Annotated in this window: 21 protein-coding genes; 16 read left to right on the top strand and 5 right to left on the bottom strand. The window is 70.7% G+C overall.

Features of this window, described 5'->3' with window-relative positions:
• The first annotated feature begins 7 nt into the window (after nt 1-7).
• The 4 genes from AC1HFW_RS09345 to ubiT all read left to right on the top strand — a co-directional run bounded on the left by AC1HFW_RS09345 (nt 8) and on the right by ubiT (nt 3,096).
• Nucleotides 8-679: a response regulator gene (locus tag AC1HFW_RS09345; protein WP_061071092.1), complete on the top strand. Its 672-nt coding sequence runs from the start codon at nt 8-10 to the stop codon at nt 677-679.
• An 82-nt stretch (nt 680-761) separates the two neighbouring features.
• Complete coding sequence (gene ubiU, locus AC1HFW_RS09340) at nt 762-1,778, top strand: ubiquinone anaerobic biosynthesis protein UbiU (RefSeq protein WP_104021480.1); 1,017 nt, start codon at nt 762-764, stop codon at nt 1,776-1,778.
• Entirely contained in the window at nt 1,775-2,665 is an 891-nt protein-coding gene (locus AC1HFW_RS09335) for a U32 family peptidase (protein WP_479286485.1), read from the top strand. Before ubiU ends, AC1HFW_RS09335 begins: the two co-directional genes overlap by 4 nt.
• The gene (gene ubiT, locus AC1HFW_RS09330; RefSeq protein WP_241075361.1) at nt 2,662-3,096 is read left to right on the top strand and encodes a ubiquinone anaerobic biosynthesis accessory factor UbiT; all 435 of its coding nucleotides are present in this window, start codon (nt 2,662-2,664) and stop codon (nt 3,094-3,096) included. Before AC1HFW_RS09335 ends, ubiT begins: the two co-directional genes overlap by 4 nt.
• Nucleotides 3,097-3,117: 21 nt before the next feature.
• On the opposite strand, the gene AC1HFW_RS09325 is transcribed toward ubiT, so the two are convergent.
• Together AC1HFW_RS09325 and AC1HFW_RS09320 are read right to left on the bottom strand one after the other, a co-directional pair.
• Nucleotides 3,118-5,277: an ABC transporter permease subunit gene (locus AC1HFW_RS09325; RefSeq protein ID WP_479282903.1), complete on the bottom strand. Its 2,160-nt coding sequence runs from the start codon at nt 5,275-5,277 to the stop codon at nt 3,118-3,120.
• Nucleotides 5,278-5,372: 95 nt separating this feature from the next.
• Complete coding sequence (locus AC1HFW_RS09320; protein WP_479282901.1) at nt 5,373-6,398, bottom strand: amino acid ABC transporter substrate-binding protein; 1,026 nt, start codon at nt 6,396-6,398, stop codon at nt 5,373-5,375.
• A 169-nt stretch (nt 6,399-6,567) separates the two neighbouring features.
• Here AC1HFW_RS09320 and AC1HFW_RS09315 point away from each other — a divergent pair, with 169 nt between their 5' ends.
• Genes AC1HFW_RS09315 through AC1HFW_RS09305 form a run of 3 tightly spaced genes read left to right on the top strand, consistent with a single transcriptional unit; the run spans nt 6,568 to nt 9,865 of the window.
• On the top strand, nt 6,568-7,707 hold the full coding sequence (locus tag AC1HFW_RS09315) for an aminotransferase class V-fold PLP-dependent enzyme (RefSeq protein ID WP_479282900.1): 1,140 nt from the start codon (nt 6,568-6,570) through the stop codon (nt 7,705-7,707).
• Nucleotides 7,708-7,745: 38 nt separating this feature from the next.
• Nucleotides 7,746-9,041 (top strand): O-acetylhomoserine aminocarboxypropyltransferase/cysteine synthase family protein, encoded by a 1,296-nt coding sequence (locus tag AC1HFW_RS09310; RefSeq protein WP_006395225.1) that lies wholly within the window; start codon nt 7,746-7,748, stop codon nt 9,039-9,041.
• 5 nt (nt 9,042-9,046) lie between these two features.
• Nucleotides 9,047-9,865: an alpha/beta fold hydrolase gene (locus tag AC1HFW_RS09305; protein ID WP_225856638.1), complete on the top strand. Its 819-nt coding sequence runs from the start codon at nt 9,047-9,049 to the stop codon at nt 9,863-9,865.
• Between the two features lie 12 nt (nt 9,866-9,877).
• On the opposite strand, the gene AC1HFW_RS09300 is transcribed toward AC1HFW_RS09305, so the two are convergent.
• The gene (locus AC1HFW_RS09300) at nt 9,878-10,801 is read right to left on the bottom strand and encodes an AraC family transcriptional regulator (RefSeq protein WP_479282897.1); all 924 of its coding nucleotides are present in this window, start codon (nt 10,799-10,801) and stop codon (nt 9,878-9,880) included.
• Between the two features lie 209 nt (nt 10,802-11,010).
• Between AC1HFW_RS09300 and AC1HFW_RS09295 the strand changes: the two genes are divergently transcribed.
• From AC1HFW_RS09295 to AC1HFW_RS09275, 5 genes are read left to right on the top strand one after another with little or no spacing between them, the layout of a single operon-like run.
• Entirely contained in the window at nt 11,011-11,568 is a 558-nt protein-coding gene (locus AC1HFW_RS09295; RefSeq protein WP_479282895.1) for a carboxymuconolactone decarboxylase family protein, read from the top strand.
• A complete protein-coding gene (locus AC1HFW_RS09290; protein WP_479282893.1) occupies nt 11,565-12,677 on the top strand; it encodes an acyl-CoA dehydrogenase in 1,113 nt (370 codons plus the stop codon). Before AC1HFW_RS09295 ends, AC1HFW_RS09290 begins: the two co-directional genes overlap by 4 nt.
• Nucleotides 12,674-13,486: an ABC transporter ATP-binding protein gene (locus AC1HFW_RS09285; protein ID WP_479282891.1), complete on the top strand. Its 813-nt coding sequence runs from the start codon at nt 12,674-12,676 to the stop codon at nt 13,484-13,486. Before AC1HFW_RS09290 ends, AC1HFW_RS09285 begins: the two co-directional genes overlap by 4 nt.
• Entirely contained in the window at nt 13,476-14,666 is a 1,191-nt protein-coding gene (locus AC1HFW_RS09280) for an ABC transporter substrate-binding protein (RefSeq protein WP_479282890.1), read from the top strand. Before AC1HFW_RS09285 ends, AC1HFW_RS09280 begins: the two co-directional genes overlap by 11 nt.
• Nucleotides 14,663-15,496 carry an ABC transporter permease gene (locus tag AC1HFW_RS09275; RefSeq protein WP_479282889.1) on the top strand — a complete coding sequence of 278 codons (834 nt, stop codon included), beginning with the start codon at nt 14,663-14,665 and terminating at the stop codon, nt 15,494-15,496. The genes AC1HFW_RS09280 and AC1HFW_RS09275 overlap by 4 nt, the downstream gene beginning before the upstream one ends.
• A gap of 18 nt (nt 15,497-15,514) precedes the next feature.
• On the opposite strand, the gene AC1HFW_RS09270 is transcribed toward AC1HFW_RS09275, so the two are convergent.
• Entirely contained in the window at nt 15,515-16,090 is a 576-nt protein-coding gene (locus AC1HFW_RS09270) for a surface-adhesin E family protein (protein ID WP_241075371.1), read from the bottom strand.
• 173 nt (nt 16,091-16,263) lie between these two features.
• On the opposite strand from AC1HFW_RS09270, the gene AC1HFW_RS09265 reads away from it, so the two are divergent.
• Both AC1HFW_RS09265 and AC1HFW_RS09260 read left to right on the top strand, forming a co-directional pair.
• Nucleotides 16,264-17,640 (top strand): hypothetical protein, encoded by a 1,377-nt coding sequence (locus tag AC1HFW_RS09265; protein WP_241068617.1) that lies wholly within the window; start codon nt 16,264-16,266, stop codon nt 17,638-17,640.
• A gap of 3 nt (nt 17,641-17,643) precedes the next feature.
• Entirely contained in the window at nt 17,644-18,099 is a 456-nt protein-coding gene (locus tag AC1HFW_RS09260; protein ID WP_479282886.1) for a GNAT family N-acetyltransferase, read from the top strand.
• Nucleotides 18,100-18,121: 22 nt separating this feature from the next.
• Here the strand turns inward: AC1HFW_RS09260 and AC1HFW_RS09255 are convergent, their stop codons facing one another.
• Nucleotides 18,122-18,811: a GntR family transcriptional regulator gene (locus AC1HFW_RS09255; protein WP_116521946.1), complete on the bottom strand. Its 690-nt coding sequence runs from the start codon at nt 18,809-18,811 to the stop codon at nt 18,122-18,124.
• A 156-nt stretch (nt 18,812-18,967) separates the two neighbouring features.
• Here AC1HFW_RS09255 and araD point away from each other — a divergent pair, with 156 nt between their 5' ends.
• Entirely contained in the window at nt 18,968-20,698 is a 1,731-nt protein-coding gene (gene araD, locus AC1HFW_RS09250; protein ID WP_116521947.1) for an L-arabinonate dehydratase, read from the top strand.
• A 56-nt stretch (nt 20,699-20,754) separates the two neighbouring features.
• Nucleotides 20,755-21,465, top strand: a complete 711-nt coding sequence (locus AC1HFW_RS09245; protein WP_006395212.1) for a ribonuclease activity regulator RraA — start codon at nt 20,755-20,757, stop codon at nt 21,463-21,465.
• The last annotated feature ends 42 nt before the right edge of the window (nt 21,466-21,507 follow it).

Genomic DNA, 21,507 nt, shown 5'->3' with positions numbered 1-21,507 from the left:
CAAGACCATGCCCATCCGTATCCTGCTCGTCGACGACCACACCCTGTTCCGCTCGGGGATGCGCCTGCTGCTGCAGCGCCAGCCCGATTTCGAGATCGTGGCCGAGGCAGGCGACGGCGTCGAGGGCCTCAAGCGCGCCAAGGAACTCAAGCCCGACGTGGTGCTGCTGGACCTGAACATGCCGGGCCTGTCGGGGCTGGAAACGCTGCAGCTGCTGACTCAGGACCTGCCGTCCTGTGCGGTCATCATCCTGACGGTCTCCGAAGAGGCCGACGAGCTTGGCCAGGCGCTGCGCGACGGCGCCCGCGGCTACCTGCTCAAGAACATCGACGCCGAGGCGCTGACCACCGCCATCCGCCGCGCCGCCGGCGGCGAGCCGGTGATCGCCGAAAGCATGACGGCCAAGCTGGTCGAGCAGTTCCGCGGCCAGGCCAGCCTGGCGGCGCAGGCGCCGGCGGGGCAGGCCGAGCGCCATCGCCTTACGGCGCGCGAACGCCAGATCGTGCAATGCCTGGCGCGCGGCGCCAGCAACAAGGTCATCGCGCGCGAGCTCGACGTCAGCGAAAGCACGGTCAAGATCCACGTGCAGAACGTGCTGAAGAAACTCAACCTGACCAGCCGCGTGCAGGTGGCCGTCTACGCCGTCGAACACGGCCTGCACGGCGACGATCCGGTCTGACAGCGCGCGCCGGCGCCGCCGCCGCCGCGGGGTTTGATCTGCGACAAGGCCCCGCGCCGCGCCGGCCCCTAGACTGGCCGGCATGCAAACCCGAACCTCCCCCCTAGAGCTCGTGGCGCCGGCAGGCAGCCTGGCCGCGCTGAAGGCGGCGATCGAGGCAGGCGCCGACACCGTCTACCTGGGCCTGAAGAACGCCACCAACGCCCGCAACTTCGCCGGGCTCAATTTCACCGAAAGCGACATCCGCGCTGGCGTCGAGCTGGCGCACAGCAGGAACCGCCAGGTGCTGTTCGCCATCAACACCTTCGTGCAGGCGGGCCGCGGCCACGAATGGCGCGAGGCGGTCGATGCCGCGCATGCGCTGGGCGCCGATGCGGTCATCATGGCCGATGCCGGCCTGCTGGGCTATGCGCGCGACCGCTATCCCGACCTGCGCCTGCACCTGTCGGTGCAGGGCTCGGCCACCCACACCGACGCCATCGAACTGATGAAGGAGCAATTCGGCATCCGCCGCGTGGTGTTGCCGCGCGTGCTGACGCTGGCCGAGATCGCCCGCATCTGCGCCAACGTCAGCGTCGAGGTCGAGGTGTTCGGCTTCGGCAGCCTGTGCGTCATGGCCGAGGGCCGCTGCCTGCTGTCGTCGTACGCCACCGGCGACTCGCCCAACAACAAGGGCGTCTGTTCGCCGGCCAGCGCGGTGCGCTGGGTCGAGGAAGACGGCCGCCTGGACGCGCGCCTGAACGGCATCCTGATCGACCGCTATGCGCCGGGCGAGGCCGCCGCCTATCCGACGCTGTGCAAGGGCCGCTTCGAGGTCGAGGGCGTCGCCGACCACGCGCTGGAGGAACCCACCAGCCTGAACGCCATCGGCCTGCTGCCCAAGCTGGCCGAGATGGGTGTGTCGGCGATCAAGATAGAAGGGCGCCAGCGCAGCCCGGCCTACGTGACGCAGGTGGTGTCCACGCTGCGCGCCGCGCTGGACAGCGCCCACCTCGACCCCAACCGCTATTCCCCCCGTCCCGAATGGAACGCCACGCTGGCGCGCCATGCCGAGGGCTCCCAAGTCACGCAAGGCGCATTTGAACGTCCATGGAAATGAAACCCAAGGCTTTCCGCATCTCGGTCGGACCGCTGCTGTATTACTGGCCGCGCCAGCACACGCTGGCGTTCTACGCGGAACTGGCCGACAGCCCGGCCGACATCCTCTACCTCGGCGAAACCGTCTGTAGCCGGCGCCACGAACTGCGCGCCGACGACTGGCTCGACCTGGCGCGCGACCTCGCGGCCACGGGCAAGGAAGTGGTGCTGTCCGGCCGCACGCTGATCGAGACCGGCGCCGAGGCCTCGGCGCTGCGGCGCCTGTGCGAGCAGCCGGACTTCCTGGTCGAGGCCGGCGAGGCCGGCGCGCTGCGGCACCTGGGCGGCCGGCCGTTCGTGGCCGGGCCGCACATGAACGCCTACCATGGCGGCACGCTGGAATGGCTGGCTTCGCGCGGCGCGACGCGCTTCGTGGCGCCGCTGGAAATGCACGTCAACACGCTGGCGCGGTTGCTGGCCGAGCGGCCGGCGGGGCTGGAGGCCGAGATCATGGTGTGGGGCCGCATGGCCCTGGCGTTCTCGGCGCGCTGCTTCACGGCGCGCCATTTCCGTTTGAAGAAGGACGACTGCGGCTTTCGCTGCATCGAGCATCCGGACGGCCTGGACATGCGCACCCGCGAATCGCGTGAATTCCTCGCGATCAACGGCATCCAGGTGCAGTCGGCGGCCTGTCTCGACCTGCTGGACCAGGCCGGCTACCTGGCGCAGATGGGCGCCGACGTGTTGCGCGTCAGCCCGCAATCGTCCGGCACGCTGGAAGCCATCGCCGCGCTCGATGCCGCGCGCGGCGGCCGCGCCCAGGAGCCCGTGGCGCCGCCCGCCGGCATCGGCCGCTGCAACGGCTACTTCCATGGGCAATCGGGCATCGCCTGGCAGGAGGCGCCATGAGCGGCGCCGGATTCACCGTGCCGGGGCTGGTCGCGCGCCTGGGCCGACGCCTGCCGGCGCCGCTGGTGTCGCTGCACTTCGTGGCCGGGCTGGAACTGGCCCGGCGCCTGAACTGGCTCAGCCCGCCCGCGGAACTGGATGGCCGCAGCTTCGCCATCACCATCGAGGACCTGGGCGTGCGCAGCAGCTTCATGGTGCGCGGCGGCGTCTTCCGCCCGCTCTGGAATGGCCAGGCCTGCGAGCTGGAACTGGGCGCCAAGGTCGCCGACCTGCTGGCGCTGATGCGCGCCGAGACCGACGCCGACACGCTGTTCTTCCAGCGCCGGCTGCGCATCTCGGGCGATACCGAACTGGGCCTGATCGTGAAGAACTGGCTGGACGCCGCGCCGCGTCCGGCCTGGCTGGAGCGCCTGGGCGCCCGCGGCCACTAGGCGGCTAGCCCGGCGCGCGCCTCAGGCCGCCGCCGGTCCTTCCATGCGCCGCGCGACCCGCGACAGCGCCAGGCTGGCCGTGAAGTACAGCAGCGCCACCGCCAGGTAGACCTCGACGTGGTACGGCCGCCAGTCGGTGCCCGCCACCACCGCCTTGGCCGCGCCCAGCACGTCGAACACGCCGATGATGCTGACCAGCGAGGTGTCCTTGACCGCGCCGACGAACACGCCCAGCGCGGCCGGCGCGGCGATGCGGCGCGCCTGCGGCCAGATCACCGTCCAGTAGGCCACGGCCGGCCGCATGCCGAGCGCGCGCGCCGCCATCATCTGGCCGGGCGGAATCGCCTGCAATGCCCCGCGCAGCACCTCCGCCAGCAGGCAGGCGGTATGCAGCGTCAACGCCGCCAGCGCCATGCCGAACTTGGACACGCCGCCGCCCAGCAGCAGCGGCAGCACGAACGAGGCGAACAGCAATTGTGTCACCAGCGGCACGCCGCGCACCGCCTCGATCAATGCCGCGGCCGCGAGGGATCCGCCGGGGCTGCCGGAACGGCGCAGCAACGCCAGTCCAAAGGCCAGCGGCAACGCGGCCAGCAGCGCCGAGATCGCCAGGATCAGCGTGACCAGCAGGCCGCCCCAGCGCAACGGGCCGATGGCGCCGCCGCCCCAGGGCCAACCGCCCAACGCGGCCGCCGTGACGGCCGCCATCAGCGCGATCCATGCCAGGCGCGGCCGCGCGGCGAGCCGGCCCAGGCCCAGCGCCACCGCCACGCCGGCGAGCAGGACGCCGCAGGCGACCAGGGCCTGGGCGCGGTCGGCCTGCGCCATGGCGCCGAACAGCAGCAGCGGCAGGTTCTCGCCCACCGCGGCCCAGCAGGCGCCCGCCGCGGCGGCGCAGGTGGCGGGGCTGCCGCTCCAGACGGCGCGCAGCAGCGCCCAATCGAGCAATGCCCAGCCCGCGGCGGCCAGCAGCAAGACCATCAGCGCCGAGCCCAGCCGGCCGCCGATGCCGCGCGTGTCGCGGTCCAGCAGGCGCAGCGCGGGCCGCTCGCCCAGGCGCGCGCCGTGGCTGTCGCCGGGGCCGTGGCGGGCGTGGCGCGCGTTCCAGGCCGACAGCGCGCCGCCCAGCGCCAGGGCCAGCCCCAGGTAGACGGCCACGGCCAGCGTGATGCCTTCCAGCGCCAGCCCGGTCTGGGTGATGGCGGTATTGATGACGGCCATCAGTTCCTGGTAGCCGATGGCGATGGCCAGGGTGCTGTTCTTGACCAGCGCCAGGCACTGGTTGGCATAGGGCGGCAGGGCGACGCGCGCGGCATACGGCGCGACGACGTGGCGCAGCACGCCCCAGGGCGTCAGCGCCATGGCCTGGCCGGCTTCCACCAGCCCCACCGGCACCGCCCGCACCGCGGCGCGCACGATGTCGGCGATGTAGGCGGCGTGGAACACCACCAGGCCGATCACCAGCGCCGCGAATTCGATGCTGGGCTGCCAGCCGCCTTGCAGGCCGAGCCCGCGCCTGACGGGCAGGTCCACGCTCATGCCGGGCAGCAGCGTCCATGCCAGCGCGGCCACCGCCAGCGCCACCCAGGGCGTCGCGCGCCCAAGGCGGTGGCGCAGGCGCCAGCCGAGCAGCAGGGCGCCCAACGCGACCAGCGCGTAAGGCAGCCAGCCGTGCAAGGCCGGCAGCGCCAGGCCGCGGTTGGACAGCAGCACCGAAGGCAGCGGCGACCACGCCTGGCGCGCATCCGGCAAGCGCAACAACAGGCCGTACCAGACGAACAACTGCAGCAGCACCGGGGTGTTGCGCAAGGGCGCGATGACGAGGGCGGCGGTGCGCGCGGCCAGCGGGCGTGACGACAGCCGCAGCAGGCCCAGGCCGATGCCCAGCAGCGTCGCCACGGGAATCGCCACCAGGGCCACCGTGAGGGTGTTGACCAGGCCGGCGGCGATCGACATCCAGTAGGGATCGTCGGGCGTGACCGGCAGCAGGCTTTCCGAAATGCGGAAGCCCGCCGGCTGTAGCAGGAAGCCGAAGCCGCCGCGGATGCCGCGGGCCGCCTGCGTGGCCTCGATGTGCAACAGCAGCACCGCCGCCAGGGCGCCCAGCCCCAGCGTCCAGGCGGCGGCGGGCCACCAGCGCCGCAGGGCGGTGCTCCAGGGCAAAGGGGAGATGGCGATCATGTCTGTCCTCGCGGACGCCGGGCGCGCCGGCGGCTTCCGAAAAAGGCGCAGGCGGGCCCTCGGCCCGCCTGGCGGTGTGTCACGCGCGTGCCGGTTTACTGGAACGGCGGCGCGTACAGCAGGCCGCCCTGGTTCCATTGCCGGTTCAGGCCGCGGTCGAGCTTGAGCGGCGTGGCCGCGCCCAGGTTGCGGTCCCAGACCTCGCCGTAGTTGCCGACGGCCTTGATCACGTTGCGGGCCCAGCCTTCATCCAGCCCGAAACCCTTGCCGATGCCGGGGTCCAGGCCCAGCAGGCGGCGCACCTGCGCATCGGTGCTCTGCGCCTGGCCGTCGACGTTCTTCGAGGTGATGCCCAGTTCCTCGGCGGCGACCAGCGCATTCACGGTCCAGCGCACGATCGCGGTCCAGTTCGGATCGTCCTGGCGCACGAAGGGGCCGAGCGGCGACTTGTTGATGCGTTCGGGCAGGATGACGAAGTCGTCCGGATTGGCGGCGCGCGCGGCGCGGCTGGCGGCCAGCGTCGAGGCATCCGACAGATAGACGTCGCAACGGCCGGCGTAGAACGCCTGTTCCAGTTCGACCAGGTTCTCGATCACCACCGGGCGGTAGGTGAGCTTGTGCTTCTTGAAGTAGTCGACCAGGTTCTGTTCGTTGACGGTGCCCGGCTGCACGCAGACCTGCGCGCCGTCCAGTTCGGTGGCGCTTTTCACGCCCAGCTTCTTCGGCACCAGGAAGCCCTGGCCGTCGTAGAACACGATGCCGGCCGACACGATGCCCAGGCCCGCGTCGCGGCTGGAGGTGATGGTGGTGTTGCGGTTGAGCACATCGATCTCGCCGCCTTGCAGGGCGGGGAAGCGCTGTTGCGAACTGAGCGGCACGAAGCGGGTCTTCTCCGGATCGCCCAGCACCGCCGCCGCCAGCGCGCGGCACAGGTCGGCGTCCAGTCCGGTCCAGCGGCCCTGCTTGTCGGCGATCGACAGGCCGGCCGAGCCCTGGCTCACGCCGCACACCAGTTCGCCGCGCTTCTTGATGGCGTCGACCGTGACGCCCGCCGTGGATGCGCCAGCGTAAGCGAGCGCCGCCGCCACGCCGGCGGCCTTGAGTAGAGAGATCAACCGCATGCCGTTCCCGTATTCGATGTATGCAAGAAAGGCATGAATTCTATGGCTGCGCATCGCAATCGTGAGCGACTGTATCGTCATATGGTTATGAGAACTTAGCCTTATCCAAATTCGCGTCATATACCTAGAATCCGTCCATACCAAGTTGCACCATCGAGAAGGTTTGCGCATGAGCTGGCAGGACGAATTCAGGCAGTGGTTTCCCATCACCCGCGACAAGGCCTACGCCAATATCGCCTACACCAGCCCGTTGTCGCCCAAGGTGGCCGACGCCGTGGCCGCCTTCTTCGATGGGATCACGCATGCCCGCAGCGACAAGCCGCAATGGCTGCGCGACGCGGGCGCCTTGCGCACGCGGCTGGCCCGGCTGATCGGCGGCGACGCGCGCCGGCTGGCCTTCACCAAGAACACCACCGAAGGCCTGAACACCGTGGCGCAGGGCCTGGCCTGGCAGGACGGCGACAACCTCGTGGTCGACGACCAGGAACATCCCACCAACGCCTTGCCCTGGCTCAATCTGCGCCGCCGCGGCGTGCAGGTGCGGGTGGCGCCGGCGCGCGCGCACCGCTACACGGTCGACGACCTGTGGCAGCACGTCGATGCGCGCACGCGGCTGGTGGCGGTGTCGTGGGTGCAGTACGGCACCGGCCTGCGCACCGATATCGCCGAACTGGGCCGACGCTGCGCCGAGCGCGGCATCTGGCTGGTGGTCGACGGCATCCAGGGCGCGGGGCTGTTGCGCGCGCAGGTGGACGCGTGGGGCGTGGACGCCTTCGCCAGCGGCGCGCACAAAGGCTTCCTGGGGCCGCTCGGCGTAGGCCTGCTGCACGTGTCGCCGCGCCTGCTGCAGGCGCTGGAGCCGCCGCACATCGGCCCGTCGGAAGTGACCACGCTGGACAAGTCCGGCCTGCAATGGCAGGTGGGCGTGGCCGATGCCGACGATGCCCGCCGCCTGGAAACGGGCAACCTGAACTATCCCGGCATCGCCGGCTGGGCCGGGGCGCTGGACCTGATCGAATGGGCGCAGCCGGACCGCATCGAACCGTGGGTGCTGGAACTCTCCACGGCGCTGAGCGACGGTTTACGCGCCCAGGGCCTGCAGGTAGTATCGCCAGCCGACGAGGCGTTGCGCAGCACCACCACCGCATTGCGCGTGCCGGATCCGGCCGCGGCGCTGGCGCACCTGACCCGCGAGGGGGTGGTGGCCAGCATCGTGGAGTATGGTTACCTGCGCCTGTCCGTCGGCGCCTATAACAATCACGGGGACATCGACCGCATCCTGCGCGCCACGCGCGGGCTGGCCGCCTGACCCCATCATCGATAACGCATTTCGAGGAGCACTACATCATGACCGAAGCGAAGAAGCCCGAGTGGCGGCTGGAAACCATCGCCGTGCACGGCGGCTACAAGCCGGACCCGACCACGCGCGCGGTGGCCGTGCCGATCTACCAGACCGTGGCCTACGCCTTTGACGACACCCAGCACGGCGCCGACCTGTTCGACCTGAAGGTGGCGGGCAACATCTACACCCGCATCATGAACCCGACCACCGACGTGCTGGAACAGCGCGTGGCGGCGCTGGAAGGCGGCATCGCCGCGCTGGCGCTGGCCTCGGGACAGGCCGCGGTGACCTACGCCATCCTGACCATCGCCGAGGCGGGCGACAACATCGTCTCGTCCAGCACGCTGTACGGCGGCACCTACAACCTGTTCGCCCACACGCTGCCGCAGTACGGCATCACCACGCGCTTCGCCAACCCCAGCGACCTGGCCGCCTTCGAGGCGCAGATCGACGAGCGCACCAAGGCCATCTTCGCCGAATCGGTCGGCAACCCGCTGGGCAACATCACCGACATCGCCGCGCTGGCCGAGCTGGCCCACCGCCACGGCCTGCCGCTGATCGTCGACAACACCGTGCCGTCGCCGTACCTGCTGCGTCCGATCGAGCACGGCGCCGACATCGTGGTGCAATCGCTGACCAAGTACCTGGGCGGCCACGGCACCAGCCTGGGCGGCGCCATCATCGATTCGGGCAAGTTCCCGTGGGCCGAGCACAAGGCCCGCTTCAAGCGCCTGAACGAGCCCGACGTCAGCTACCACGGCGTGGTCTACACCGAAGCCTTCGGCCCGGCCGCCTACATCGGCCGCGCCCGCGTGGTGCCGCTGCGCAACACCGGCGCGGCGATCTCGCCGTTCAATTCGTTCCAGATCCTGCAGGGCATCGAGACGCTGGCGCTGCGGGTCGACCGCATCGTCGAGAACGCGGTCAAGGTGGCCAGCTACCTGCGCGAGCATCCCAAGGTCGAGTGGGTCAACTACGCCGGCCTGCCGGATCACCCCGACCACGCGCTGGTGCGCAAGTACCTGGGCGGCAAGGCGCCCGGCCTGTTCACGTTCGGCGTGAAGGGCGGCCGCGAAGCCGGCGCGCGCTTCCAGGACGCGCTGCAGCTGTTCACGCGCCTGGTCAACATCGGCGACGCCAAGTCGCTGGCCACGCACCCGGCGTCCACCACCCACCGCCAGCTCAATCCCGAAGAGCTGCAGAAGGCCGGCGTGCGCGAGGAAACCGTGCGTCTGTCGATCGGCATCGAGCACATCGACGATCTGCTGGCCGATCTGGACCAGGCCCTGGCGCAGGTGTGAGTGGCATGAGCATGATTTCCCGCAGGACTTTGCTGCAACTGGCCGCCGGGCTGCCCGCCCTGGCGGCGGCGCCCGCCATCGCGGCCAAGCCGGCCGCGGGCCGCGCCAAGACCTACGTGCTGGCGCACGGCTCGTGGCACGGCGGCTGGTGCTGGCGGCCGGTGGCCGACCGGCTGCAGGCCGCCGGCCACCGCGTGTTCGCGCCCAGCTTCACCGGCATGGGCGACCGCGCGCACCTGCTGCACCCCGGCATCACTATCGACACCTTCGTCGAGGACCTGGTCCAGGTCATCCAGAGCGAAGAACTGAACGAGGTGATCCTGGTGGGGCACAGCTTCGGCGGCATCCCGATCTCGGGCGTGGCCGACCGCATCCCGGAGCGGCTGGCGCACCTGGTGTATTTCGATTCGATCGTGCTGCAAAGCGGCCAGGATGCGTTCTCGGTGTACCCCAAGGCCGATGCCGAGGCCCGCATCGCGGCCGCGTCCAAGGCCACCAATGGCCTGGCCGTGCCGATCCCGGACCCGCTGCCCGCGGCCTGGGGCTTCAAGCCCGGCAGCGCCGACGAGGCCTGGGTCAAGCGTCGCCTGACGCCGCACCCGCTGGCCAGCTACACCACGCCGCTGACGCTCAAGCACCCGATCGGCAACGGCCGGCCGCGCACTTACATCCATTGCACCCAGCCCGAGCTGCCGGTGCTGGAAGCGTCGCGCCAGTTGGTGAAGTCGCAGCCGGGCTGGAACTGGGTCGACATCGCCGCCCCGCACGAAGCCCACATCACCCATCCGCAACTGCTGGCCGAGCTGTTGCTGGGTTTGTCCTGAGGCGCGGTCGACTCAGGCGCCGCCGCGTCGCCAGGCCGAGGGCGCCACGCCCTCGGTGCGCTGGAACACCCGGCTGAAGGCCGCCTGCGAGCGATAACCGACCCGTTCGGCGGCATCGGCGATGGCGGCGCCCCGCGCCAGCAGGCGCCGCGCCACGCGCATGCGCAGCAGTTGCAGCAATTGCGCCGGCGTGGTGCCGCTTTGCAGCGTGAAGCGGCGGTGGAAGGTGGCCTTGGACATGTGCACGTGGCGCGCCATGTCGTCCATGCTCCAGGGATCCGCCGGCCGCGCCAGGATCGCCTGCAGCAATCCCGCCATCGCCGGATCACGCGCCAGCACGAACAGGCCATGGGCCTGGCGGTCGTGGATCGCCAGGTGGCGCAGCATGAAGAAGATCAGCATGTCGGTGAGCCGTTCCAGCACCACCTCGGAGGCGCCGCCGTCGCGCGCGGTCTCGCCCAGGATCAGGTCGAACACGCCGCGCGCGCTGGCGTAGCGGGCGTCGTCGGCGCGCAGCACCAGCACGTCGGGCAGGGTCTCGGCCACCAGGTCGGCCAGGCCCGGGCGGAACTGGAAGAAGCCGCAGGCCAGTCCGGTGCCGTCGGCCTGGCGCGGCAGCAGCGGGCGCATTTCCTGGCACACCGGCGCGGCCGGCGCGGGCGCGTCCAGCGGCGTCAGCGTGTGCGGCAGGTCGCGCAGGAAGAACACGCCGTCGCCGGCCGCCAGGGTCAGCGGCGCCTGGCCCGGCCCCAGGTCGACGTGGCAGCGGCCGTGCAGGATCAGGTGGAAACTGGCGCGGGCGCGGCCGCTGGTGCTGGCCGACCAATTGCCGCAATACTGTCCCAGGTGATACAAGCTGGATTGCACCTCCAGGCTCGACAGCAGCAGGGCGTCGACGGCGGCTTGATCGGCGTTCGGGGCGGGCGAGGGCGGCATGGCAAAGGCGGTTCGGCAGGGGGCGGGCCGCGCTGGTATGGCGGCACGACCGGATCAGTTTGGCGCGATGATACGCGGGGCGCCTTGGTTATAAGCGCATAGCTGAAAGTCGATAAGATCGAGCATCAGCTTGCGATCCCCGTGCATTGTCGCGCGGGGCCGGGCGCCCGCACAATCGAGTTTTCGTTGATCGTCTTCTGGAGACCTTCATGGCCCGTTTGCCCGTCCACACCGCGCAGAGCGCTCCCGAACCCACCCGCGCCGCCCTGGCGGCCGCCGAACAAAGCGCCGGCTACCTGTCCAACCTGCTGGGCGTGCTGGCCAATGCGCCGGTCGCGCTCGAGGCCTACCAGACGCTGTCGCAGATCAATGCCCGCGCCGGGCTGACGCTGCAGGAACGCGAGGTGGTGCAACTGGTGGCCGGCACCCGCCACGGCTGCACCTTCTGCGTGGCCGGCCATACCGCGCTGGCGCGCAACAAGGCCAAGCTGTCGCCCGAGGTGGTGGATGCGCTGCGCGCCCAGGGCACGCTGCCCGACGCGCGCCTGCAGGCGCTGGCCGCCTTCACCGAAGCCGTGATCCGCAGCCGTGGCCGCGTCAGCGACGCCGAACTGCAGGCGCTGCGCGAGGCCGGCTACAGCGACGGCAACGCGCTGGAGGTGATCGTCGGCGTCGGGCTGGCGACCATCTGCAATTTCGGCAACAACCTGGCGCAGACGCCGCTGAACGAGCAACTGGGCGCCTACGCCTGGAGCGGCGCGCAATGACGGCGGGGCAACCGGACCCGCGCCTGACGCCCGGATTGATCACCTGGCTCGACGCCCATGCCGGCGCGCTGGACGACGGCAGCCACGACGCCGCCGAGGTCCTGCCGCGATTGGCCGCGGCGGGCGTCTTCCGCCTGGGTGTGCCGGCCGCGCAGGGCGGCACGCCGGGCACCGACATCGGCGACGCCATCGAGGCCGTGTCGCGGGTGGCCGAGCATTCCGTGGCCGCGGCCTTCGTGGCCTGGGGCCAGCGCGTCTTCATCGAATACCTGCTGCGCAGCCCCAACACGGCCTTGTCGCAGGTCTGGCTGGCGCCCTTGCTGGCGGGCGAGGTGGCTGGCGCCACCGCGCTGTCGAACGCCATGAAATTCCTCAGCGGCATCGAGTCGCTGCAAATCGGCGCGCGCCAGGATGGCGCCGATTGGCTGCTGGACGGCCGCATGCCGTGGGTGACGAACCTGCGCAAGCAGGGCTTCCTGGTGGCCGCGGCCGTCTCGGCCCCGGACGGCACCCCGGCGGTGGTGGCCCTGCCGCATGATATCGACGGCCTGACGCGCAGCGCCGACCTGGACCTGCTGGCGCTGCAGTCCAGCAACACCGCGGCGCTGGACGTGCGCGGCGTGCGTATCGACCCGCAATGGCTGATCCACCCGGATGCGCGCCAATATCTGCCGCAGGCGCGGCCGGCCTTCGCCGGGCTGCAATGCGGCCTGTCCATCGGCCTGGCGCGACGGGCGTTGCGCGCCGCGGGCGAAGCCGGGCAGGGGCAGGCCTCGCGCGGCATCCTGGCCGAGCCCTTGCAGGCGCTGGCGCGGCAACTCGACGATGCCACCGCCGGCCTGGTCGGCGGCGTGCGCAGCGCGCGTTTCGTCGCCGAACCCTGGCTGCTGTTCGAGCACCGGATCGCGCTGGCCGAGATCGCCAGCCAGGCGGTGCAACTGGAATTGCAGGCCAGCGGCGGCGCGGCCTACCTGCGACCTGCCGGCGACGGCTTCGCGCGGCGTTGGCGCGAGTCGGCGTTTCTGCCGATCGTCACCCCCAGCCTGGTGCAGCTCAAGACCGAGCTGGCCAAGCGCCAGGCGCGGCTGGCGGCGGAGGCCGCCGCATGAGCGCGCCGCCTCGGCCGGTCTTGCAGGCGCATGGCCTGGCGCTGCGCTACGCGCAGGCGCCGGCCGATGTGTTCCAGGACGTGGACCTGGTGCTGGACCGTGGCGAGGTGGTGGCGGTGCTGGGCGCCAGCGGCGCTGGCAAGTCGAGCCTGCTGCGGGTGCTGGCCGGGTTGCAGCCGGCCAGCGCCGGCACGCTGCTGATGGAAGGCGCGCCGCTGACCGGCGTGCATCCGCGCGTGGCGGTGGCGTTCCAGGATCCCGGCCTGCTGCCGTGGCTGTCGCTGGAACGCAACGTGGCCTTCGGCCTGGATTTCACCCACCAGCCCAGGCTGACTGCCGCCGAGCGCCGGTTGCGCATCGACCAGGCCATCGACGAGGTCGGCCTGTCGCACGCGCGCCAGCTGCGGCCGGCGCAACTGTCCGGCGGCATGGCGCAGCGCACCGCATTGGCGCGTTGCCTGGCGCGCCAGCCGGCGGTGCTGCTGCTGGACGAGCCGTTCGGCGCGCTCGACGAAGTCACGCGCGGCGAAATGCAGGCGCTGCTGCGCAAGGTGGTGGCCGACTTCCATACCGCCGCCGTCCTCATCACCCACGATATCGACGAAGCGCTGCTGCTGGCGGACCGCATCGTGCTGCTGGGCGGCGCACCGGGACGCATCCTGGGCGTGTGGCCGGTGGACCTGCCGCAGCCGCGCGCCGACCTGTTGCCGGAAATGGGCGCGTTGCGCCTGGAAATCCTGACCCGCCTGCGCGCCGCGCTGCGGGTCGCACGCGGCGAAGCCGCCAAGGAGTCTATCGATGTGCCTTGAACACATGTCGCGTCGCGACTGGTTGAAACTCTCGGCCCTTTTGACGGCGGGCGGCGCCGCGCCGCTGCTGGCGGCCTTCAATGCGCGGGCGCAGAGCGAGCCCGACGCCCCGGTGCGCATCGGCTACCTGCCGATCACCGACGCGGCGCCGCTGCTGGTGGCGCACAACAACGGCCTGTTCGACAAAGCCGGCGTCAAGGCCGAAAAGCCGACGCTGCTGCGCAGCTGGGCTCAGGTGATCGAGGCTTTCATTTCCGGCCAGGTCAACGTGGTGCACCTGCTGTCGCCGATGACGGTGTGGGCGCGCTTCGGCAGCCAGGTGCCGGCCAAGGTGGTGGCCTGGAACCACGTCGGCGGCTCCGGCCTGACGGTGGCGCCGGCCGTCAATAGCGTCAAGGAACTGGGCGGCAAGACCGTGGCGATCCCGTTCTGGTATTCGATCCACAACGTGATGCTGCAGTACCTGCTGCGCGAGAACGGCCTGACGCCGGTGTCGCGCAAGGACGGCGCGCCGGCCGCCAACGAGGTCAACCTGGTGGTGATGGCGCCGGCCGACATGCCGCCGGCGCTGGCGCAGAACCGCATCGCCGGCTACATCGTGGCCGAGCCCTTCAACGCCGTGGCCGAGACGCTGGGCGTGGGCAAGGTGCTGCGCTTTACCGGCGACATCTGGCGCAACCACGCCTGCTGCGTGGTGTTCATGCACGAGCGCGACCTGCAGCAGCGGCCCGAGTGGTCGCAGAAGGTGGTCGACGCAATCGTCCAGGCGCAGCTGTGGATCCGCGACAACCGCGAGGAGACCGCCAAGCTGCTGTCCAAGGAAGGCATCAACCGCTACACCCCGCATGGCCTGCCGGCCTTGAGCAAGGTGCTGGCGCCGCCGGCATCGGACCGCGAGCAGTACCTGGCCAGCGGCGCGATCCGCCACGCCGACTGGGACGAACGCCGCATCGACTTCCAGCCGTATCCGTTCCCCAGCTACACCGAGGAACTGGTGCGACGCCTGCGCGACACGCTGATCGAGGCCGATCGCGGCTTCCTGGCCGGGCTGGATCCCGCCCGCGCCGCGGCCGAGCTGGTCGATGACCGCTACGTCAAGCGCGCCATCGAGGCCGCGGGCGGCCTGCAGCGCTTCGGCTTTCCCGACGCCTACACCCGGACCGAGACGGTGCAGGCGTGACGGCGCGCGAGTCTGTCGCCGCGGCGGGCGCGCGCGCCGTGGCGCCCGCCGCCGGTCCGGCCCGCGCCCGGCCGCCGCGCCACGGGCTGGCGGCGCGATGCGCGCTGGGCCTGGCCGGCCTGGCGGCGCTGCTGGCGCTGTGGTGGCTCGGCACCGATGTGCTGGCGCCCGTCGGCGGCATGGCAAGGCGCTTCGCGCCGGGGGCCACCTTTGCCAGCCTGTGGCAACTGCTGACGGACTCCGATTTGCCGCTGCACGTGCTGGTGAGCCTGCGCCGGGTGGCGGTGGGCCTGGGGCTGGCGCTGGCGATCGGCGTGCCGCTGGGCCTGGCCATCGGCAGCTACCGGCGGCTGGAGGCGGCGCTGTCGCCCGCGATGCAGTTCCTGCGCATGATCTCGCCGTTGTCGTGGATGCCGATCGCGGTGATGGTGTTCGGCGTCGGTGACGACCCGGTGTATTTCCTGCTGGCCTTCGCCGCGGTCTGGCCGATCGTGCTGAACACCGCCGCCGGCGTGCAGCAGCTGGACGCGCGCTGGCTGCTGCTGGCGCAAAGCGTGGCCGCGACCCGCTGGGAGACCCTGCGCCACGTGATTCTGCCGGGCGTGCTCGGCCATATCCTGACGGGCGTGCGGCTGGCCATCGGCATCCTCTGGATCGTGCTGGTGCCGTGCGAGATGCTGGGCGTGTCGGCCGGCATGGGCTACTTCATCCTCGATACCCGCGACCGCCTGGCCTATTCGGAGCTGATGGCCATGGTGCTGCTGATCGGCGCGCTGGGCTTCCTGCTGGACGCCGCGGCGCGTGGGCTGTACCGCTACTGGCGCGGGTAGGCCGGCGCCGCGCCGCCGCTATTTGCGCGAGGACTTGCCGGCCGGGCAGATCACGCTGCGCAGTTGCCGTTGCACCGGGTCGCGCGCCACCGGCGCGTTGGAAATCCCGGCCACCGGCAGCGACTCCACCAGCTCGCCGGTGGCGTCCGGGCCGGCATAGTGCTGGGTTTCGGTGATCGTGTAGGTGTTGTTGCTGCAGTTGATGGTCACCGGTTGCGTCACCGAGCCATAGGGCTGGCCGTTGGCCTCGGAGACCCGCGGTTGCGCGTAGAACCACGCCACCGTCGCCAGCATCACCAGCGGCCGCTCGGTCAGCTGCACGATCGAATCGCGGTCGTAGAACACGCCGGGCATGGATTGCGGCGCCAGCGGCTGCCAGGCCGGCCCGCCGCCGAAGACGATGCCGCGGGTATCCGGCGTGGCCGGCACGATGCTGACGGCGCAGGCGTCGGGCGGCACCGGATCGCCCTCGCGCACCGTCACCACCGCGCAGGTATCGGCCGGCGTGGCCGGCTCCGCGCTGCCCGCCTGCGCCCAGGCAGGCCCCGCCAGCACAGCCAGGACGAGGGTGAGTTGCGCTTGCCTTGCTGTCATGGGGCCTTCCCTGTGGGACATCGGTATGGAGTCACCCCAGTATAGAGAAAGATTTCGTGACGGCCGGAACCCGGCGGCGAGCGCGGCGCGGGGGTATAGTCTCGTCCGTTCGACAAGCGATGCGGACGCCGCGCCACGGGGCGCCGGCCGGGGTCGGAGGAGAGGCGACGACGATGAATATCAGGGTGCTCGCCGGTGCGGCGGCCATCGCCGTGACCGGGGTGCTGGCTTACGGGTTCTACCAGCTCATGCCGGAAGGCGAGCCGCTGGCCCGCAGCGAAGTCATCGGCGAGCTCGATGGCCCGCCGCTGGCCGGCTATTCGCGCACGCGGCTGTACCGCTACGGCGACCATCAGTTCCTGGTCGGGCAACTGATCGCCGGCGACAAGGATATCGCCGGCCTGATCAAGGCGCCGGTGCTGGACGCATTGCGGCCCGTCGCCTCGGACTGCTGCCAGCCGGACGGCGCCGCGCGCGCCGAGGCCGCCTCGGCCGATCCGGCGCAGGGCATGCTGCAGGCCGCCGCGACGGCCCGCGACGTGCGCAACCTGGTCTACGGCGGCCGCGACAATGGCCGCTATGCGCTGCTCGGCTCGATTGGCGGCGACACCGGCGTCACGCTCCTCGGCGGGCCGCAGGGGCAGGCCATCTACTTGGTGGGCGGCAGCCAGCGCCGCGGCCGAGATGGCGGCTCGTCCACCGGCTGGGACGTCTGGCGTTCCGACGACCAGGGCGCCAATTGGCGCTACGCGCCTGACTTGCAGCTGGGCGCGCCACGTCGGTTCACCGTGTTCCTGACCGATGATCGGGCCATGGCGCTGACCGACGGCAGCAATGGCGCCGGCGACGAACGCCTGCTGGTCAGCGAGGACGGCGCGCGCCACTGGTCGGCGCTGTCCTTGCGCGAGCAGGTCTGGCCCGACGCCGATAGCTACGGCAAGGCGTTCCAGGAGCATCTGGGCCAGGTCCGCGCCACGGCGGACCAGCTGGTGTACGGCTGGTCGCTTTACCCGCTGGCCGCCGACCGCGCGGTCGGCTGGAGCTGGCGCGACCGCGTCACGGCCGGCACGGTGCGCCGCATCGAGACCCGGCGTTTCGAGGTGCGGTTCCAGGACGGCGCTTCGCCCGCCTTCCGCATCACCCACGACGTGGCGGCGGTGCCGCCGCAGGACCCCCGCTCGCAGCCGCGGGTGGGGCAGCCCGAGTACGCCACGGCCGACAACCGCATCTACCGGCTCGATCCGGCCGACAGCAACTGGCACGAGCTGGCGGCCATGCCCGCGGTGCGCGGCCAGCGCACCTGGATCGGCCAGGCCTGGTTCGGCCGCAACGGCTGGGTGGTGCAGACCTATGCCGACCACCTGTTCTCGTTCAACGACTACACCCGCACCTATTTCCACACGCGCGACCAGGGCCGCACCTGGCGGCCGTTCCAGCTGTCGCCCGACCAGGAGCGCGGCCTGCTCGGCCTGGACGCGGCGGGCGAGGGCGTGCTGGTGCACGTCGACCGGGGCGGCAAGACCATCATCGTGCGCTATGCGCTGGAGTGAGGCGTGGCGCTGACGATACGCGCGGCGGACGCCGCCGACCTGCCGGGATTGCGCGCGCTGTTCCTGGCGACGCGCCGCGAGGCCTATCCCTGGCTGGCGCCGGACAGCCTGCGCGAAGCCGACCTGGATGCGCAGACCGAGGGCGAACGGCTGTGGGTCGCGCTGGGCGCGGGCGATGAGCTGGCCGGTTTCGTGTCGCTGTGGCAGCCCGACGGCTTCATCCATCACCTGTATGTGGGCCGCGACTGGCGGCGCCAGGGCGTGGCGCGGGCGCTGCTGCGCGCCTTGCCCGGCTGGCCGGCGACGCGCTACCGGCTCAAGTGCCTGCGGCGCAACGTCGCCGCGCTGGCGTTCTACCAGGCCTGCGGTTTCGTCGAGATGGGCGCCGGCACGGGCGAGGACGGCGACTACCTGCTGCTGGAATCGCGCGGCGACCTGCCGCTAGGGGCCGAGGCCTGAAGGCCCGCGGCGGCGGCCGGGCTCAGTCGGCCTGCACGTAGTCCGGATAGCGCTTGCAGATCTCGGCCACCTGGCTGAGCGTGCCCGAAAGGTGTTCGCGCAGCGCCTGTTGCGCGCGCGGCGCATCGCCCGCGGCGATGGCGTCCAGCACCCGCTGGTGGTCGTCCATGATGCGTTCGGCCTTGCCGGCCTCGGGCAGATGCAGGCGGCGCAGGCGGTCGACGTGGCCGCTGTAGCGCTGCTCCATGTCCCACAGCGCGGTGACGCCGGCGGCCCCGTGCATGTCACGGTGGAAGGCCTGGTCGGCTTCCATGAACTGCTGGTACTCGCCGGCGGCATGGCAGACGCGCTGGCGGTCGATGCTGGCCTGCAGCCGCTGGACCAGCAGGGGATCGGGCGCCTGCGCCAATACGTGCACGATTTCCAGCTCGATCGACCGCCGCAGGAAGTGCGCCTGGCGCGCCGCGGCGATGTCGATGCGGCTGACCACGGTGGTGTGCTGCGGATAGATCTCGACCAGCGCTTCCTCGGCCAGCTTCATGAGCGCGTCGCGGATCGGCGTCTGGCTCAGGCCGTAGGCTTCGGCCAGCGTCACGCGCGACAGCGGCGCCCCGGGCGCCAGTTCGAGGGACATGATCTGTTCGCGCAGATGTTCGAAGACCTGCGGCGCGGCGTGTCGCGAGCGGTCCAGTCGGAGCTTGTGGCTGGGCATCGGAGCGAAGTTAGGTAAAGGGTCGGAACGGTCGGGGGTGGAAGCGGAGTGTAGCGGGTTTTCACCTAGCTGACGCACTAATGTATTAGTGTTTAAATGGTCCGGTCAATGATTTCTTCTCTTTCATTTCACCGCATCCCAGGATCCGCTTCCCCCATGAAACGCACTTACGAAAGCCTGCGCAGCGCCGCCTGGATGGCCAAGGACGACCTGCGTTCGTTCGGTCATCGTTCCCGCATGATGCAGATGGGCTACGGCCCCGACGATTGGGTCGGCCGCCCGATCATCGCCATCATCAACACCTGGTCCGACCTGAACCCCTGTCACAGTCACTTCAAGCAGCGCGTCGAGGACGTCAAGCGCGGCGTGTTCCAGGCCGGCGGCTTTCCGGTGGAACTGCCGGCGATCTCGGTGTCCGAATCCTTCGTCAAGCCCACCACCATGCTGTACCGGAACATGCTGGCGATGGAAGCCGAGGAACTGCTGCGCAGCCACCCGGTGGATGGCGCCGTGCTGCTGGGCGGCTGCGACAAGACCACGCCGGGCCTGCTGATGGGCGCCATCAGCGCCGGGCTGCCCTGTGTCTACGTGCCCGCCGGCCCGATGCTGCGCGGCAACTGGAAGGGCAAGATCCTGGGCTCCGGCTCGGATGCCTGGAAGCTGTGGGACGAGCGCCGCGCCGGCAAGATCACGCAGGAACAATGGACCGAGGTCGAAGGCGGCATTGCCCGCAGCTACGGCACCTGCATGACCATGGGCACGGCCAGCACCATGACCGCTATCGCCGAGGCCATCGGCATGACGCTGCCGGGCGCCTCGTCGATCCCGGCGGCCGACGTCAACCACATGCGCATGTCGGCCGAATGCGGCCGCCGCGTGGTCGAGATGGTGTGGGACGACCTGACGCCGCAGCGCATCCTGAGCCCGGCCTCGTTCCACAACGCCATCAACGTGGCCATGGCCATGGGCTGCTCCACCAACGCCATCATCCACCTGGTGGCCATGTCGCGCCGCGCCGGCCACCCGGTGGGCCTGGACGACTTCGACGCCGCCAGCCGCAAGGTGCCGGTCATCGCCAACATCCGGCCCAGCGGCGACAAGTATCTGATGGAAGACTTCTTCTACGCCGGCGGCCTGCCGGCGCTGATGTCGCGCCTGGAAGGCCACCTGGACCTGTCGGCCATGACCGTCACCGGCAAGACGCTGGGCGAGAACATCGCCGGCGCCGAGGTCTACAACGACGACGTCATCCGCAAGCTCGACACCGCCATCTACGACGAGGGCGCGCTGGCGGTCCTGCGCGGCAACATCGCGCCGGACGGCTGCGTCATCAAGCCCAGCGCCTGCGCGCCGCAATACCTGCAGCACACCGGCCCGGCGCTGGTGTTCGACGACTATCCCAGCATGAAGGCCGCGGTCGACGACGAGAACCTGGACGTCACCGCCGACCACATCATGATCCTGCGCAACGCCGGCCCGCAGGGCGGCCCCGGCATGCCGGAATGGGGCATGCTGCCGATCCCCACAAAGCTGGTCAAGCAGGGCGTGCGCGACATGCTGCGCCTGTCCGACGCCCGCATGAGCGGCACCAGCTACGGCGCCTGCATCCTGCACGCCGCGCCCGAGGCCTACATCGGCGGCCCGCTGGCGCTGGTCAAGACCGGCGACCTGATCACCGTCGACGTGCCGGCCCGCAGCATCCACCTTAACGTCAGCGACGAGGAACTGGCCGCGCGCCGCGCCGCCTGGACGCCGCCGCCCAAGCGCTACGAGCGCGGCTACGGCTGGATGTACTCGCAACACATCCTGCAGGCCGACGAGGGCTGCGACTTCGACTTCCTCGAAACCAGCTTCGGCGCGCCCGTGCCGGAACCGGAAATCTTCTGAGCCCGGCAACCTTTTCATTTTCACGTACAGAGATCCTGGAGTTTTCCGTGTCCGACATGAATCCCGCCACCCGCGCCAAGCTGGCCGGCATCAGCACCGCCACGCTGTGCACCGCCTTGTTCAAGCGCGGCCTGCGCAACCAGTTCATCCAGGACGTGCGTCCGCTGAACGCCACGCTGCCCAACATGGTCGGCCCGGCCTTCACGCTGCGCTACATCCCGGCGCGCGAGGACCTGAACACCATCAAGGTGTTCGAGGACCGCGCCCACCCGCAACGCGCCGCGGTCGAGACCTGCCCGCCGGGCGCGGTGCTGGTGATGGACAGCCGCAAGGATCCGCGCGCGGCCTCGGCCGGCTCGATCCTGGTGACCCGCCTGATGAAGCGCGGCGTGGCCGGCGTGGTCACCGACGGCGGTTTCCGCGACTCGCCCGAGATCGCCGAGCTCGGCTATCCCGCGTACCACAACCGTCCGTCCGCGCCGACCAACCTGACGCTGCACCAGGCGCTGGACATCAACGCGCCCATCGGCTGCGGCGACGTGGCCGTGTTCCCGGGCGACATCGTGGTGGGCGACCGCGAGGGCGTGGTGGTGATCCCCGCGCACCTGGCCGACGAGATCGCGGCCGAAGCCGTGGAGATGACCGCGTTCGAGGACTTCGTCACCAGCCAGGTGCAGGCCGGCGCGTCGATCCTGGGCCTGTATCCGCCCACCGACCCGGGCACCAAGGACAAATTCGCCGCCTGGCGCAAAGAACAGGGCCGTTGAGCCTTGGCGCCGGCCGTCCGGCCGGCGACCCATGCCTATAAA

The organism is Achromobacter sp. ISS7 (assembly GCF_056523125.1).
The sequence above is the reverse complement of the archived record's forward strand: the minus strand, read 5'-3'. Positions and strand labels throughout refer to the sequence as shown.